Raw genomic sequence first — 14,694 nt, 5'->3', positions numbered from 1 at the left:
TTTAATGTAAATATTCCTAAATAAAGATTTGTTACCATGGAAATAATTATTGTTTGAGGTGTTTTTTTGTTTTCTAATGATAGTGGGTTAAACCCTTTAACAATGGCTGTTGATGTTGGTAAAGGCACTCAAGATGTTTTGTATGCTGATAAACTCGATGAAAATGTCGTTAAAATGGTTTTACCTTCTCCAACCAGGGTTGTTGCCGATAAGATACGGCAGGTAGACGGTGATTTATTGTGCACCGGTAAAACGATGGGAGGTGGCCCCGTTTCCAAGGTTATTAGAAACCATGTACGTTCTAATGACGTTGTAATGGTTGAGTCTGCTGCCCGCACTATTTCAGATAACCTAGATTTTGTTAGAGATATGGGAATCACAGTTATCGGCAGTGATGAGGTAGGTGATTATCAGAGTTATACAGAGATCGAGTTTACCGATATCTTGTTAGATGAAATACTCCGTTTTTTAAGTTCTATGCAGCTTAAAACTCCAGAGAGAATCGGTGTTGGTGTACAGGACCATGGAGTTGCTCCAGAAGGTATGTCGGACAGGAGATATAGATTCAGTTTCTATAGAGAGGTTATTGAAGGAGAAGGACGTTTGGAAGACCTTGTTTTCACAGAAAAAACAGGTAGGTTCAGTAGAATCGACAGTGCTTTAGAACAACTATCAAGCTATGAAGCCGTTGCCCTTGATTCTAAAATAGCTGCAATAATAGGTTGTTACAATGGTGGAAAAGAGGTTATAATCGATGCTGGTAATGGCCACTTCATGGCGGCATCGATAAAAAAAGGACGTTTAGTCGGTTTGTTTGAACATCACACCAGAATGCTTGATGACGACCGTATAACAGAGTTGGTTGAAAAATTGATTCACGGAGAGATCACTGACGATGAAGTATATGGAGACGGTGGACACGGTGCATATTCACTTGAATCATTAGAGCCGGATAGAATAACTGTCACCGGACCCAGAAGAGATGTAATCCCAAACACGATAAACTATGAACTAGCACATCCAATAGGTGACGTAATGATGTCAGGCGCCGTAGGAATATACAGATCATTCGATTTAAGATAAAACCAATGGGTTTTTTTACAAATAAAAAATTTCGATTGTAAATGTTATTAAAGTACGACAAAGGAACTATATCTATTAAAGGAGAGTACAACCTTCCTTATACAAAATGGGATGAAAGAACAGATAACCTACGTGCGATGGCATATAGGTATAGAGATATCAAAGACTACTTAGATAAATCCGGTATCGAGTATGAAGACCGTGTTTTAGACCCAATACCAACATCTGATTTAAATTTCAACGTAGAGTTAAGGCCATACCAAAAAGAAGCTATATCCCGTTGGATGGATTTAACACGAGGTGTGATAGTTCTACCAACAGGTTCTGGAAAAACATATGTAGGGATTGCAGCTATATGCAACGTAAACTCACCTTGTTTCATCGTAGTACCCACACTAGACCTCGTGGACCAATGGATTGATGTACTGAAAAAACACCAACTTCCTGCCGGAGAATATACCGGCCGTAAAAAACAAACTAAACCAATAACTGTCTCCACATACGATTCAGCGTATATACATGCTGAAAAACTGGGTAATAAATATAAAATGATTTTATTCGATGAAGTACATCACCTACCTTCAGAAGGATACAGACATATTGCCGAGTTCTTCGCATCACCCCACCGAATGGGTTTAACAGCCACATACGAAAGGGAAGACAGTCTCCATCGAGACCTATCCGACCTCCTAGGAGGCAAGGTATACGAGGTTGACACAGACGAACTCACAGGCGAATACCTCTCGGACTATAGAACCGAGATAATTCGCGTCGAACTAACAGACCAGGAATTTGAAAAATATGATGAATACACCTCCATATTCAGAAACTACCTAAGGTCAACAAACATACAGATGAAAGGTCCAAGCGACTTCAAGAAAATCGTTATGAGAAGCGGTAACGACCCAAGGGCTTGGAAAGCAGTTAGAGCAAAAAACAACGCTCGACAGATAGCATACAGTTCTGAAGCCAAAATAAAAGAACTCGCTAAACTACTGAAAAAACACATTGGAGACCGAATAATCATATTCACCAGATACAACAACATGGTATATAGAATATCCAGAAAATTCCTGATTCCAGCAATCACACACGAAACAGATAAAACTGAAAGAGAATCGATACTACGAAAATTTAAAGACAATACCTACCAAGCGATTGTTAGCTCAAAAGTCCTCGACGAAGGAGTAGATGTCCCAGATGCAAACGTAGGCATAATACTCAGTGGAACTGGAAGCAAAAGGGAATACAGACAGAGATTAGGAAGGTTATTAAGGCCTTCTGGAAACGACACAATCCTATACGAAGTAGTAACTAAAAACACAACCGAACTACGTACATCGAGTAGAAGAAAAAGAGAATGAGGTGTGGTACATATTCTAACAAAAAAACTACTAGAAACCAAAATAACAGGAAACAAAATAAAACCACATTATAGAGATCCAGAAAAACAAAAAGAAAAAGCAAAAAAAGTCATAAACGAATTCAAACCAGGTAGGTCAAGGGGCGAAATAGAAAAAGCCGTTAAATCCCATGAAACCCATCAGGACTACAAGTTTTTAAGAGGCCTACATGCATTAATCGAACGTAGATGCATCTTCGAAAACAAAGCAAAAACACCGCCAAACCAAATCAGAAAAACACTATACGACAAAGGATATGTAACCAACCCAACAGAAAGAGAGGAAGCAATCGAAGAAACAGCCAGAGAACATAAAATAGACAAAGACAAGGTAAATAAATGGTTTTGGGCTGACAGAAAAGACAACGAGATATTAAAGACAAAAGTGAATCGAAACCCAACCAAACTGATAAAACAATACAACCTTTCAGCAACACAAACACTTTTTTTCGATGCACTGGAAATCCAATTCAAAGTTTCTGAAAACTACAGACAGATATTCGGGATGTTAAAATACCTAGGTCTCATGTACACAGTTGACAAAAACCTTAACATAACAGTCACCGGCCCCGGATCTATATTCAAAAAAACACGAAAATATGGAAACCAAATCGCAAGACTACTTCCATACATAATGAAAGCAAACAAATGGAATGTATCCGCAAAAATAGAACAAAAATATGGAGGAGAACCAAAAATATACAACTTCCACCTCGATAACACAAAACAAAAATACTTCTCAACACTAAAAACCAAAGAACAACAAAGCTTCGACAGCGAAGTGGAAAGAGACCTTGCAGAAAGACTAGAAAAAATAAAACCAAACTGGAATATCAAGAGAGAGCCAACAATAATCAAATCGAGAAACAGCGTGATGATACCAGACTTCAGTTTCGAAAAATACAACAAATCATTCTACTTAGAAGTAGTCGGATTCTGGACACCAGAATACATAGAAAAGAAAATAAAAAAAGTAAAAAACATGGAAGCAGATAAACCTGTAATTCTCGCAGTAAACAAAAACCTCAAATGCACTAAACAAGACTTCAAAAAAGCAGAAGAAGTATTTTTCTACAAAAAAAGAATCCCACTAAAAAAAATAATCAAGAGAATGGAAAAACTCGAAAACAAAGCAATAAAACAAAACATACAAAAAATAGACATAACAGACATAACCCAAAAAACAGAGATAACAGATATAAAAAAGAAAGCAAAAGAAAAAGAAGTCCCCCCAGAAACAATCAAAAAGAAACTAAAAAAACAACCCGGAGCAGTCTGCGAAAACAAATACATACCGCCAAACAAAATACAAGAAATCCAAAACGAAATAAACAAACTACAAAACAAAAAACTACCAAAAGTCAAAGAAATACTACAAAAACACCAACTAACCGAAGCATCACTAGAAAAACTAGGATACACAGCAAAATACCAATCATTCAACCCAGAAGACGTTCAAGTAAAAACAAAAAAAGAAAAATAAAAACCCCCTGGAACCTCACCCAAAAACCCCAGGTAACCAAACCAATCAATGATCGTGGCAGCAATCGGATTCATTATGATCGTGGCAGCAATCGGATTCATTATGATCGTGGCAACAATCCGAGTCAGTTGGTTCTTTACAACACATAAATAATCACCTCCAACATTTTCAACCTAAATAAACTGTTATACACAAAACTACTTAAAACCTATCCCTAAAAACACTTCTAATAGCTCTATATCTAAAAATAAGTAATAAAAAACAATAAAAACGCCATAAAACTTCATAAAAAAATATAATTCGTAACACAAATAATTTAATAAACGCAAAACCAAAAAAAACAAAAACTAAAAATAGATAAAATCAAAACAAAAACTCAAACAAAAAAAGAAAGAAAAAAAGGGGTAACTCCAAAACCCATGGCCTGTGATCAATCAAATATTTTTTCCATACGCTCTAAGGCTTCTTTTATTCTTTCCTCTGACCTCGCATAGGAAATACGGATATTGTTTTTACAGTCTTCTCCAAAAGCACTTCCTGGAGTGACAACCACATGACATTCTCTAAGCAGCTGTTCAGCAACCACATCGGAGTCCCTACCAACATCTGGAAATGCATAAAAAGCCCCTTCAGGAGTTACACACTCAACATCACTGAAAGAGTTCAAGCCATCTACAAGCATGTCTCTACGGCCTTTGAACCTACCAACCATTTCACCAACGATTTCATCAGATACAGGGTCATTAAGCGCGCATAAAGCACCTTTTTGAGCAAAAGAGGTTGGACAGCTAACTGAGTGTTGCTGTATCTTAATAAACTGATTTATTAACTCCTCATCAGCCACAATATAACCTAAACGCCATCCAGTCATAGAGTAGGTCTTAGAAAAACCATTAATAGTTATAACGTCTTCGTAATCAGCTGAAGGGCTGTAATGCTCCCTATCATAAATAATCTTCTCATATATCTCATCAGACAAGACATAAGCATCGTTATCCAAAGCAATTTCAACCAACTCCCTTATCTCACCTTCACTATAAACCTGACCAGTAGGGTTACAGGGACTGTTCAAAACAACCAGAGAAATATCTGTAGATTCCAAAATATCTTTATACTCCTCAACAGACGGCCTCAGTTCATTGTTCATCGAACACCACTCTATCCCCGCTCCAGTCATTTTAACGCTTTCTTTATACGAAACCCATGAAGGATCGAACAACAATGCCTTATCCCCATCCTCAAGCAAAGTCTGACAAGCAAGGAAAATAGCAAACTTAGCACCAGGAGTTAATATTATCTCATCCGACTCGATATCGATGTTGTTTTCCCTACCAAGTTTTTCGGACAACAGCTCTCTCAACTCAGGAATACCTTTAGAATCAGTATAATGGACAAAACCACTATCCAAAGCTTCTTTAGAACACTTTTTAATGTTACGTGGAGTGTCAAAATCAGGTTCACCAACACCTAAAGAAATAACATCTTCACCCTGTCTCCGAAGCTCCTTAGCTAAATCCGCCATCTTAAGAGTAGCAGAGGACTCAATCCTCTGAACCCTACGTGAAATTTTTCGGCTCATAGGTCTTTCTCGGCCATCTTTACAGCTGATTCAACAGCTCTTTTTGCATAATCAACTCTCTGCTGTGCCTCATGCCTTGTCTGACCAGGACCGCTAACACCCATAGAAACCGGTTTATCATAATCAAGTGAGAGATCGGTAATCTTCCTAGAGGTCTGGGAAGCAACAACCTGATCATGATCGGTCTGACCTTCAATCACACAACCCAAAGTAACCACCGCATCAATCTCATCACGTTCAAGAAGGCTTTTTATCGCTAAAGGCATGTCAAAAACACCTGGTACAAAAACTTCTTCAACAACATTCGCATCTAAGAAATCAGCGTGCCTCACCGCAAGTTCCCGCATGCTCTCTGTAACATCATAATTAAATTCAGATATAACAAAACCAAGTTTTACAGACATAAATATCACCTAAATAAAGGACCCACATCAGGCCCCCCTTCTCTTTCACCCATACCAGCTTCTCTTGTTAAATGCTCGGGTTTAAGTAATAACTTTACTGCATTCCTACCATGCTCCCTCGCCCTCCTCTCAGCGAGACCAGCAAGCTCCTTATCACTACTACACTCATCTTCGTGGACAAAAACCTCTAAAACATGGGTGTTAGTCATCAACTGAGCCTGAATCAATCCATTACTAGCTTGATCAGCACACATTTTATCGATCTCTTCAGGACCAGGCATACCGAACGCTAAAACCAAATCAACACCCTCTTCATCGATAAGCTTCTTACTAGCAACCGGCAGGTCTTTAATCCCCGGAACGGTATACCGCTCTACCTCAACAGAAGCTCGCTGCCTAATCTCATCTATAGCATCCGAAGCCATATCATATCTAGCGAATGTAGTATCCGCAACTCCAACCTTAAGTTTACCACCAACACCCATGAAAACACCAACATAACTTAACATAATATAACATATATCAAGTCTCTAAAAACACCTTGACTATAAATCAAGTATCTCCTCAATTATATTGAGAAGCTCGGTAACCTCTTTTGGCTGTCTATCAGCAAGATGCCCTATTCTGAATGTCTCTTCCCTTAAATCCCCGTATCCATTGCTGATAACATACCCTTTATCTTTAAGTCTTGATATTAATTTACCAACATCGATATCTCTTGTGTTTTCAACAGCAGTAAGGCTTTCAGATTCATAACCACTGGCAGGAAACACGTCAAAATGTTCTCGAGCCCACTCCCGTGTCTCATTAGCCATGACTGAATGTCTTTCCCAACGTGATTCAACCCCTTCTTCATTAACAATATAATCAAGTTGTTTCTCTAAAGCATACAAAAGCGATATGTTGGGAGTGGTAGGTGTCTGCCGCCTTCCATTATATTTCCGGAATATATCAAAACTGAAATAATAGCCCTTGTCACCAACAACCTCAGACCTATCCACAGCATCTTCACTAACTGAACAAAAAGCAAGACCAGGAGGTAAACCCATACATTTCTGTGTACCAAAAACACAGATATCAACACCATACTCATCAACAGGGAAATCTACACCACCCATCGAACTAACGGTGTCCACAAGAAGCAAAGTATCATCAGGCAATACCTTTGAAACCTCCTTAACAGGATTCATCAAACCTGTAGAAGATTCATTATGAACTAAAGTCACAACGTCATAAAACTCCTCTTCAAAAGCTTCAGCAACAACATCTGAATCCACAGGCTCTCCCCAATCAAACTCAAGCTTCCTACAATCCTTACCATTTCTCATAGTAATTTCATGCCAACGATCACCAAAAGCACCATTCGAAATATTAAGACACTTCTCATCAACAGTATTCCTTACAGAGGCCTCTAAAAGTCCAGTAGCAGATGAAGTAGAAATAAAAACATCGTTATCAGTCTGCATAACACTCTGCAAACCACTAACTACATCATCATACAACTCTGAAAACTCTGGACTCCTATGACCAATCATAGGATCCGACATCACTTCAAGAAGATCTTTACGAACCTCAACCGGACCGGGTATAAACAACTTCATAATCACTCACCAATATTCAAAACCAAAACAACTTCAAATTATCCTTAACAAACCTTATCTTTTTGCCGAACACCCAAAAAAACAACAAAAAAAACTACAGCCAAACAAACCAACTAGAAAAACCTAAATCAAAAAACTAACACCAATATAATAACCAGTAAATATAAAATATGTTTTGTTGGAGATGTCAAAAGAAAAACAATGCAGTTGCTGTAGAGTATGTAAAAACCAAGAAGAGAAAAAAACCGAACACGAACGGATAGACCATTCGGGACATGAAGAACTCTTCAGAAAAAGATTTTACATCACCTTTTTTTTAAGCATTCCTGTACTTGTATACAGCCCAACAATACAAAACTGGTTTAGCTTTACACCACCAACATTCCCTGGCAGCGAATATATCACTTTTCTGTTTGCTACGATAGTTTTCATCGTAGGCGGAATCCCATTCTTAAAAATGGGTTATGTCGAAGCCCGTAACCGACAACCCGGAATGATGATGTTAATCTCTCTAGCAATCTTGGTCGCATACACCTACAGTGTCTTTGCATCAATCTTTGACATCGGTATGACTTTGTACTGGGAACTCGTCACCCTGATCGTGATATTCCTACTAGGTCATTGGATCGAGATGCGTAGTGTCAGGAAAGCATCAGGAGCAATAGACAAACTCGCAGACTTGATGCCTGAAACCGTTGAGAAAATAACTAGCTCTGGAGAGACGAAAAAAGTCAAATTAAACAGTATTAAAACTGGAGACCTGGTTTTGGTTAGACCCGGCCAAAACATACCAGTGGATGGAGAAATTGTAAAAGGAAGTTCCCAAGTCGATGAATCAATGATAACAGGAGAATCTACACCGATCAGTAAAGAAAATGGCGATCAGGTTATCGGTGGTACTTTAAATGGAGATGGTAGTTTAAGGGTTCAGGTCACAGCCACCGGCGACCAGACAACGTTGGCCGGAATAATGCGTTTGGTTGAGGATGCACAGAAAACCAAATCAAAAACCCAAGCACTAGCTGATAAAGCAGCTGGATGGTTGTTCTATGCCGCATTATCCATAGCTTTTATAACCGGAATCTTGTGGACACTGTACCTAGGCTTCGGAATCGATGTAATTGAACGGGTTGTAACAGTATTGGTAATAGCTTGTCCCCATGCTTTAGGACTAGCAATACCCCTGGTAGTAGCTATAAACACTACAATCGCTGCAAAAAATGGAATCATAATAAGGGATAGAATTGCTTCCGAAAAAGCTCGCGATATCGATATAGTTGTTTTCGACAAAACTGGTACTTTAACAAAAGGCGAACAAACCGTAATGGAAATCGAAACTACAAAACAGATAACAGACAAAGAAGCACTAAAAATAATGGGTTCAGTAGAATCAGATTCAGAGCACATGATATCCCAAGCAATCAGAAAAGCTGCAAAAGAAAAACAAATAGATTTAACCGATGTAAAAGACTTCCAAGCTTTAAAAGGCAAAGGGGTCTACGCGGTATACAAAAACACTGAAACATATGTGGGGGGAAGAAACCTATTAAACGAACTAGAAATCGAACCAAACCCACAAATAAAATCTTTTAGCGAAAAAATGGGTGAAAAAGGACGCACAGTAGTATACCTAATACAAAACCAAAAAACCATAGCTGCAGCAGCCCTTGCAGACAAAATTAGAGAAGAAAGCAAAGACACAGTCGAAGCACTAAAAATAATGGACAAAGACATCGCAATCTTAACCGGAGATTCAAAAGACGTTGCACAGTCCGTAGCAAACGAACTAGGTATAACCAAAATATACTCAGAAGTACTCCCAGAAGACAAAGACAAAAAAATACAAGAACTACAGAAACAAGGAAACTCAGTCGCCATGGTTGGAGACGGTGTAAACGACGCACCAGCACTCACAAGAGCAGACGTAGGAATAGCAATAGGAAGTGGAACAGACATAGCAATAGAATCAGCAGACATAATACTAGTAGAAAACAACCCCTACGACGTCATAAGAATATTAAAACTAAGCAAAAAAAGCTACCGCAAAATGCAAGAAAACCTGGTTTACGCAGCAGGATACAACGTATTCGCACTACCACTAGCAGCAGGAATACTAGCTCCAATAGGAATAATCCTAACACCAGCGATCGGAGCAATACTAATGTCAGCAAGCACAGTAGTAGTAGCAATAAACGCCCAAAGACTAAGAAACATAACACTATAAAACCAACAAATCAAAAAGAAAAAAAATACACCAAAACAAACCATAATACGAATCGATATGGGTATAATAACATTAAAAATCGATATTCAATATGAGTAGTGAAAAAAACTGTGAAGAAAAAACAGGTAATATATATACCGAAGCCCCATTCCTAATATTCCTGTCATTCCTAATATCATTTATAGTCGCAAGAGCCTACGTGTTTTTTTTAGGAGATATAGCTACTGGCCGAGATGTATTTCCATTTGAATATTATATGGTACATCACTTCTATTACGGCGTTATATTAATGATTATTGCAGGTTGGATAGCAATAATCTATAAAGACAGAGATATCCATAGAATCGCAGCGTTGTTATATGGAGCTGGGTTAGGAATATTCTTCGATGAACTCGGACTACTACTCACACATTTTGAAGATTACTGGGACCCAATCACATACACAGCTGTAGTTATAATAGCTTTAATTCTCTTAAACATAATTTTCTTCAAAAGATTCTGGCGTTCATTTGGAACCGAACTCAGAAACCTGGTTGTAGATAAAAAACTTCACTACGGCCCATTTAACTTGGTTGGAGTTGTTGATGTAATGGATGAAACACAAAATAAAATACCTAAAACTAACCGGATAGTGAACATATTCATGGGTATAGTTCTGTTTGCAGCAGGAACCTTAGTCATAATATACCCTGCATTACTGTACTACTGGGTTGCTGCAGCTTTCTTCTTAACAGGGCTTTCATACCTAATCAAAGGAGCTATCCCCAACTGAATTTACCGAAACCTAGACTATAGATACCAGGTTTCGTGGTTTTAACTAGATTTCTATAGATAGTTTTATCTATTTTAGTCTAAATACTGGTTATTATGATAGGTTCACCAGTCTTCATAGGCACAAGAAAATTCTCAAAATATAAAAGCAATGGAACAAACTACCTTAAAATAACGATACCTCGGGAAGTAGGTAGAAACCTTGGTTTAGACCTATCAACCTGCAAATCAGATATATATGTTGATAAAAACAAAAACCGGATTATCCTAGAACCACATGTAGAAGAATAAACTCGAAACTAAGTTTTAGGAACCGATAGTTTTTATTTTTCTACACGCTGGTTTTGATCCATTATTATTTTTCTGTGTGGATAAGGGATGCTTATATCGTTTTCTATTAGTTTTTTGTATACATTGTAAGCTACTTTTGAGTTCATTCCTTTTAGATAGTAGGGTGTTTCTAGCCAGTATACTAACTGTAGTTTTATTCCGCTTTCACCGAATTCCTTAACTCTTGTTTGAGGTTTAATGGGATAGTATGTTGACATCAAGGTTACTCTTTCTCGGTCTGTTATGACGCCTTCTACCTCTGCCGCAGCGTTTGTAGCCACCTCTCTAGCTTTATCTAAGTCGCTTTGGTAGCTGACTTCGAAATCGAATGTTCGCTTTATTCTCAAATCTCCTTGTGTAAAGTTTTCAACGTCCCTATCCCGCATCCTTCTGTTTGGAACAACAAGAGAAGTGTCTTCTAAAGTCAATATACGTGTGTATGACATCGTTATCTCTCTAACAAAACCTGTACGATCTAAATCAGGTATGTGGATCAGGTCTCCAACGTCATATGGACGGTCCGACAACAAAAATGCCCCTGAAATAAAGTTAGCAGCTATTGGAGCAACGACAACACCAACGATAACAGAGATTATGGTTGCACTTAACAGTATATTGGTCAGTTCTATACCAACAACTCTTAAGGCAAGTAATATGAATAAAATTAAAATCAAATACTTCAATGCGGTAAGCGCTGGTTTAACCAAAGCGGGACGTTTCAACCATACCGCTATCGGCCTCGTGAAATGTTTAATAGACCATTTAGCGACTACATAACCAACTACAACTATAACTATAGCTAATATAAAACGAGGACCTACGCTATAGATTGCTTCAGACATCCGGCTCCAAAATAACTCAGTATTCTCAATCAATTCCCAATTTCCATCCCAAACAATTTAAACAAAGTTATCAAGTAATCATAACCAAATTAGGATTAAATTAATCCTTGTATTAATTCTTGTTTGTTTAATTAATACTTATTTTATATCCAAGGTTAATCAACCACTATGATTTCTGTATCTGCTCTATCCTTGATGTATTTCTCGACATTAGGGAAATATCTATTAGCTTCCGTTTTAATAAGGCTTTTAAGTAGTCTTTTCCACTTTGACTCTTGGTTTTTACCTAAAACCACTAAATCAGGGTTCTGTCGAACGATTTCATCTAGAATAACTTCTTCAACGAGAAAACCTTCTTTAATTATATATTGTGCTGGATAGCCATCTATAAGTCTTTCAACTTCCCGCCGAAGTTCAATCTTTTTGATGTCATCTCCATCTTGAAAAAGATTTACATAAAGTATAACTAACTCGGCTTCGTTTTCTAAAGCTATTTCCTTAGCTTTAATCAATGTCCTCCTACCTTGCTCAAGGATAGGATACCTAACTGGTGCAAGGACTTTCAATTAACTCAACCCCAAATAAATCAAATATAAAACAGTGTCAAAGTTTCCTTATAGATAAAATAATTAACTTTTATAGATAATAAGTATAGTATGGTTTAAAATAGAAATCATTAACGAATTATCAAGTTAAGATAAATAAGTTCTAGTTGTTGGGTTGGGTTTTTTTAGTAATTAAGGTTAGAGCTGGTTGTATAGTTGTTTGAATAATGTATAGATTTTTCATTTGGATTTGGATTTATGTTTGAATTGATTTGGATTTGGGGGTTTTGTTTTTGGTTGTAAAGATTGTTGTTGATCATAGGGAGAGGCGTTGTGATGTTTTTAGTGCTTTGGTAGATTCAGATGTCGATGTTGTTGTTGAGGCGCTTGATGTTGGTGATTATGTTTTGTCTGATAGAACTTGTGTTGAGCGTAAGTCTACTGTAGATTTTGTTTCGTCTATGGTTGACCGGAATCGTGGTCTTTTTGATCAGTTGTCTGAATTGCGTGATAATTTTGAGTGTCCTGTTTTAGTCATTGAGGGATTGGATGATAGAGCGGGTCGTGATATACATATTAATTCGGTTCGTGGTGCTATATCGTCTATAACTATAGATTATGGGATTCCAATAATTCGTACGAAAAATGGTTTTGAGACGGCGGAATATATTAAGTTGATTGCGAAGAGGGAGCAGGATGGTAGTTCTAGAACACCTAACCCTCATTCAAAAAAACCTACTAAGTCGGTTGGTGAGATTCAGCGGTATGTAGCTTCTTCAATTCCAATGGTTGGTCCTAAGACTGCTGAGGCATTGTTAGATAGGTTTGGATCTGTTCGTGGTGTTTTTACTGCAGATAAGGAAGATTTACTGGATGTTGAGGGTGTTGGAGAGAAAACTGCTGAGAGGATTCTCAAGGTTATTACTGAAGAATATAAGGGAGTTGATTAGATCTTTTAAATTCGGTTCGAAATAGTTTTTAGAGAGTTTAGGTAGGTTTGTCTGGGTGGGGTGGTTTCTATTTATTTTTTATCGAAAGTTTTTATATATCTAAAAAACATCTAATTATCACGAAAATTAATGGAGGTTTTTTATTATGCCAGCAATAGTTGACTTAGAAGAATGTATTTCATGTGGAGCCTGTGAGACTGTATGTCCAGTAGATGCTGTAACAGTTGAAGATATGGTAAATGTTGACAGCTCCAAATGTGTAGAATGTGGAAACTGCGAAACTGAGTGTCCAGTTGGACCCGTTTAACTGGAGAAAATAAAATGAACTTAGACGTCGGAGTCATCGGTGCCACCGGAATGGTGGGTCAAAGATTCATTTCCCTACTGACCGACCATCCATGGTTTAATCTAACTGCATTAGCAGCTTCCGAGAGAAGTGCTGGAAAAAAATATAGCGAAGCCGCAAACTGGGTATTGGATACCGAGATGCCTGAATCTGTCAGAGACATAGAGGTTGTTGAAACCCAACCAGGCTTCGAAGCAGACATAATTTTCAGCGCACTACCCTCAAACATAGCCCGTGAAGTTGAACCTAAATTCGCAGAACAAGGATATACAGTAGCAAGTAATGCATCTGCATACCGAATGGCAGAAGACGTCCCATTACTAATACCGGAAGTCAATCCAGAACACATAGATCTAATCGACATCCAAAGAGAAAACAGAGGTTGGGACGGAGCAATAATAACAAACCCCAACTGTTCATCAATAATTCTAACATTACCAGTAACACCTATAGCAAGAGAGTTTGGAATAAAAAACCTGAGAGTAGCAACACTTCAAGCCGTAAGTGGAGCCGGCTACACAGGAGTACCATCAATGGCGATAGTAGACAACGTAATTCCATATATAGGTGGCGAGGAAGACAAAGTTGAAACTGAGATACAGAAAATGTTAGGAGACCTACAAAATGGAGAGATAAAACACAAAGACTTCAAAATAAAAGCAACATGCAACAGAGTACCAGTTATAGATGGACATCTTGAAAACCTCTGGATAGAGTTAGAAGAAAAACCAGAACTCGAAGAAATAAAGAAAACGATGAACAACTTCCAAGGAGAACCACAAAAACTGGACCTCCCAACAGCACCAAAACAACCAGTAATAGTTAGAGAAGAAAACGACCGCCCACAATCCCGATTGGATAGAAACAAACAAAAAGGAATGGCCGTAACCGCCGGTAGAATCAGAGGGGACGAAGAAATACAGATGACAATACTAGGACACAACACGATAAGAGGTGCAGCAGGAGCATCTATACTAAACGCAGAACTCCTAGCTAAAAAACAAAAAATCTAAAAAAATATTTTAATTCAAATATGCTCTAATCTAAGACCAAAACCCCTTCCACCTTCAAGATAAAGGGGTTTAAACCTTTATTAAAACTAACCACCTTATCAAAACTACTCTCCATAAAAGA

Annotated in this window: 15 protein-coding genes; 9 read left to right on the top strand and 6 right to left on the bottom strand. The window is 37.9% G+C overall.

Annotation, left to right across the window (positions count from 1 at the left end):
* The first annotated feature begins 66 nt into the window (after positions 1 to 66).
* From AMET1_RS03375 to AMET1_RS03365, 3 genes are read left to right on the top strand one after another with little or no spacing between them, the layout of a single operon-like run.
* Positions 67 to 1,083, top strand: coding sequence for a DUF1786 family protein (locus AMET1_RS03375; protein WP_086637071.1), 1,017 nt, complete (start codon positions 67 to 69; stop codon positions 1,081 to 1,083).
* A gap of 41 nt (positions 1,084 to 1,124) precedes the next feature.
* Entirely contained in the window at positions 1,125 to 2,447 is a 1,323-nt protein-coding gene (locus AMET1_RS03370; RefSeq protein ID WP_086637070.1) for a DEAD/DEAH box helicase, read from the top strand.
* A gap of 3 nt (positions 2,448 to 2,450) precedes the next feature.
* Positions 2,451 to 3,968, top strand: a complete 1,518-nt coding sequence (locus tag AMET1_RS03365; RefSeq protein ID WP_086637069.1) for a DUF790 family protein — start codon at positions 2,451 to 2,453, stop codon at positions 3,966 to 3,968.
* Positions 3,969 to 4,398: 430 nt separating this feature from the next.
* On the opposite strand, the gene AMET1_RS03360 is transcribed toward AMET1_RS03365, so the two are convergent.
* From AMET1_RS03360 to AMET1_RS03345, 4 genes are read right to left on the bottom strand one after another with little or no spacing between them, the layout of a single operon-like run.
* Positions 4,399 to 5,547: a pyridoxal phosphate-dependent aminotransferase gene (locus tag AMET1_RS03360; RefSeq protein WP_086637068.1), complete on the bottom strand. Its 1,149-nt coding sequence runs from the start codon at positions 5,545 to 5,547 to the stop codon at positions 4,399 to 4,401.
* On the bottom strand, positions 5,544 to 5,951 hold the full coding sequence (ribH, locus tag AMET1_RS03355) for a 6,7-dimethyl-8-ribityllumazine synthase (RefSeq protein ID WP_086637067.1): 408 nt from the start codon (positions 5,949 to 5,951) through the stop codon (positions 5,544 to 5,546). Before ribH ends, AMET1_RS03360 begins: the two co-directional genes overlap by 4 nt.
* A gap of 5 nt (positions 5,952 to 5,956) precedes the next feature.
* A complete protein-coding gene (gene ribC / locus AMET1_RS03350) occupies positions 5,957 to 6,436 on the bottom strand; it encodes a riboflavin synthase (protein WP_201721255.1) in 480 nt (159 codons plus the stop codon).
* A gap of 60 nt (positions 6,437 to 6,496) precedes the next feature.
* Positions 6,497 to 7,552: a pyridoxal-phosphate-dependent aminotransferase family protein gene (locus tag AMET1_RS03345; RefSeq protein ID WP_086637065.1), complete on the bottom strand. Its 1,056-nt coding sequence runs from the start codon at positions 7,550 to 7,552 to the stop codon at positions 6,497 to 6,499.
* Between the two features lie 184 nt (positions 7,553 to 7,736).
* Here AMET1_RS03345 and AMET1_RS03340 point away from each other — a divergent pair, with 184 nt between their 5' ends.
* From AMET1_RS03340 to AMET1_RS03330, 3 genes are all read left to right on the top strand, one after another.
* Complete coding sequence (locus tag AMET1_RS03340) at positions 7,737 to 9,776, top strand: heavy metal translocating P-type ATPase (RefSeq protein WP_086637064.1); 2,040 nt, start codon at positions 7,737 to 7,739, stop codon at positions 9,774 to 9,776.
* 91 nt (positions 9,777 to 9,867) lie between these two features.
* On the top strand, positions 9,868 to 10,548 hold the full coding sequence (locus tag AMET1_RS03335) for a hypothetical protein (protein ID WP_086637063.1): 681 nt from the start codon (positions 9,868 to 9,870) through the stop codon (positions 10,546 to 10,548).
* Positions 10,549 to 10,643: 95 nt separating this feature from the next.
* Positions 10,644 to 10,838 (top strand): hypothetical protein, encoded by a 195-nt coding sequence (locus tag AMET1_RS03330; RefSeq protein ID WP_086637062.1) that lies wholly within the window; start codon positions 10,644 to 10,646, stop codon positions 10,836 to 10,838.
* A 32-nt stretch (positions 10,839 to 10,870) separates the two neighbouring features.
* Here AMET1_RS03330 and AMET1_RS03325 read toward each other — a convergent pair whose 3' ends face one another.
* On the bottom strand, positions 10,871 to 11,752 hold the full coding sequence (locus tag AMET1_RS03325) for a mechanosensitive ion channel family protein (protein ID WP_143406828.1): 882 nt from the start codon (positions 11,750 to 11,752) through the stop codon (positions 10,871 to 10,873).
* Positions 11,753 to 11,874: 122 nt separating this feature from the next.
* Complete coding sequence (locus tag AMET1_RS03320; RefSeq protein ID WP_086637060.1) at positions 11,875 to 12,285, bottom strand: universal stress protein; 411 nt, start codon at positions 12,283 to 12,285, stop codon at positions 11,875 to 11,877.
* Positions 12,286 to 12,557: 272 nt separating this feature from the next.
* Between AMET1_RS03320 and AMET1_RS03315 the strand changes: the two genes are divergently transcribed.
* The 3 genes from AMET1_RS03315 (at position 12,558) to asd (ending at position 14,573) form a co-directional block, all read left to right on the top strand.
* Positions 12,558 to 13,214: an ERCC4 domain-containing protein gene (locus AMET1_RS03315; protein WP_143406827.1), complete on the top strand. Its 657-nt coding sequence runs from the start codon at positions 12,558 to 12,560 to the stop codon at positions 13,212 to 13,214.
* A 145-nt stretch (positions 13,215 to 13,359) separates the two neighbouring features.
* Positions 13,360 to 13,521 carry a DUF362 domain-containing protein gene (locus AMET1_RS03310; protein WP_086637058.1) on the top strand — a complete coding sequence of 54 codons (162 nt, stop codon included), beginning with the start codon at positions 13,360 to 13,362 and terminating at the stop codon, positions 13,519 to 13,521.
* Between the two features lie 14 nt (positions 13,522 to 13,535).
* Positions 13,536 to 14,573 carry an aspartate-semialdehyde dehydrogenase gene (gene asd / locus AMET1_RS03305; RefSeq protein WP_086637057.1) on the top strand — a complete coding sequence of 346 codons (1,038 nt, stop codon included), beginning with the start codon at positions 13,536 to 13,538 and terminating at the stop codon, positions 14,571 to 14,573.
* Positions 14,574 to 14,694 lie beyond the last annotated feature (121 nt).

Origin of the sequence: Methanonatronarchaeum thermophilum, from assembly GCF_002153915.1 — an archaeon.
GTDB classification, from domain to species: Archaea; Halobacteriota; Methanonatronarchaeia; order Methanonatronarchaeales; family Methanonatronarchaeaceae; genus Methanonatronarchaeum; species Methanonatronarchaeum thermophilum.
The sequence above is the reverse complement of the archived record's forward strand: the minus strand, read 5'-3'. Positions and strand labels throughout refer to the sequence as shown.

What these genes read in the sequence shown, in the direction of transcription:
- AMET1_RS03370 (WP_086637070.1), top strand. Translation starts at nt 1,125, where the DNA reads ATGTTATTAAAGTACGACAAAGGAACTATATCTATTAAAGGAGAGTAC.
- AMET1_RS03360 (WP_086637068.1), bottom strand. Translation starts at nt 5,547, where the DNA reads ATGAGCCGAAAAATTTCACGTAGGGTTCAGAGGATTGAGTCCTCTGCT.
- ribH (WP_086637067.1), bottom strand. Translation starts at nt 5,951, where the DNA reads ATGTCTGTAAAACTTGGTTTTGTTATATCTGAATTTAATTATGATGTT.
- ribC (WP_201721255.1), bottom strand. Translation starts at nt 6,436, where the DNA reads ATGGGTGTTGGTGGTAAACTTAAGGTTGGAGTTGCGGATACTACATTC.
- AMET1_RS03345 (WP_086637065.1), bottom strand. Translation starts at nt 7,552, where the DNA reads ATGAAGTTGTTTATACCCGGTCCGGTTGAGGTTCGTAAAGATCTTCTT.
- AMET1_RS03340 (WP_086637064.1), top strand. Translation starts at nt 7,737, where the DNA reads ATGTCAAAAGAAAAACAATGCAGTTGCTGTAGAGTATGTAAAAACCAA.
- AMET1_RS03335 (WP_086637063.1), top strand. Translation starts at nt 9,868, where the DNA reads ATGAGTAGTGAAAAAAACTGTGAAGAAAAAACAGGTAATATATATACC.
- AMET1_RS03330 (WP_086637062.1), top strand. Translation starts at nt 10,644, where the DNA reads ATGATAGGTTCACCAGTCTTCATAGGCACAAGAAAATTCTCAAAATAT.
- AMET1_RS03310 (WP_086637058.1), top strand. Translation starts at nt 13,360, where the DNA reads ATGCCAGCAATAGTTGACTTAGAAGAATGTATTTCATGTGGAGCCTGT.
- asd (WP_086637057.1), top strand. Translation starts at nt 13,536, where the DNA reads ATGAACTTAGACGTCGGAGTCATCGGTGCCACCGGAATGGTGGGTCAA.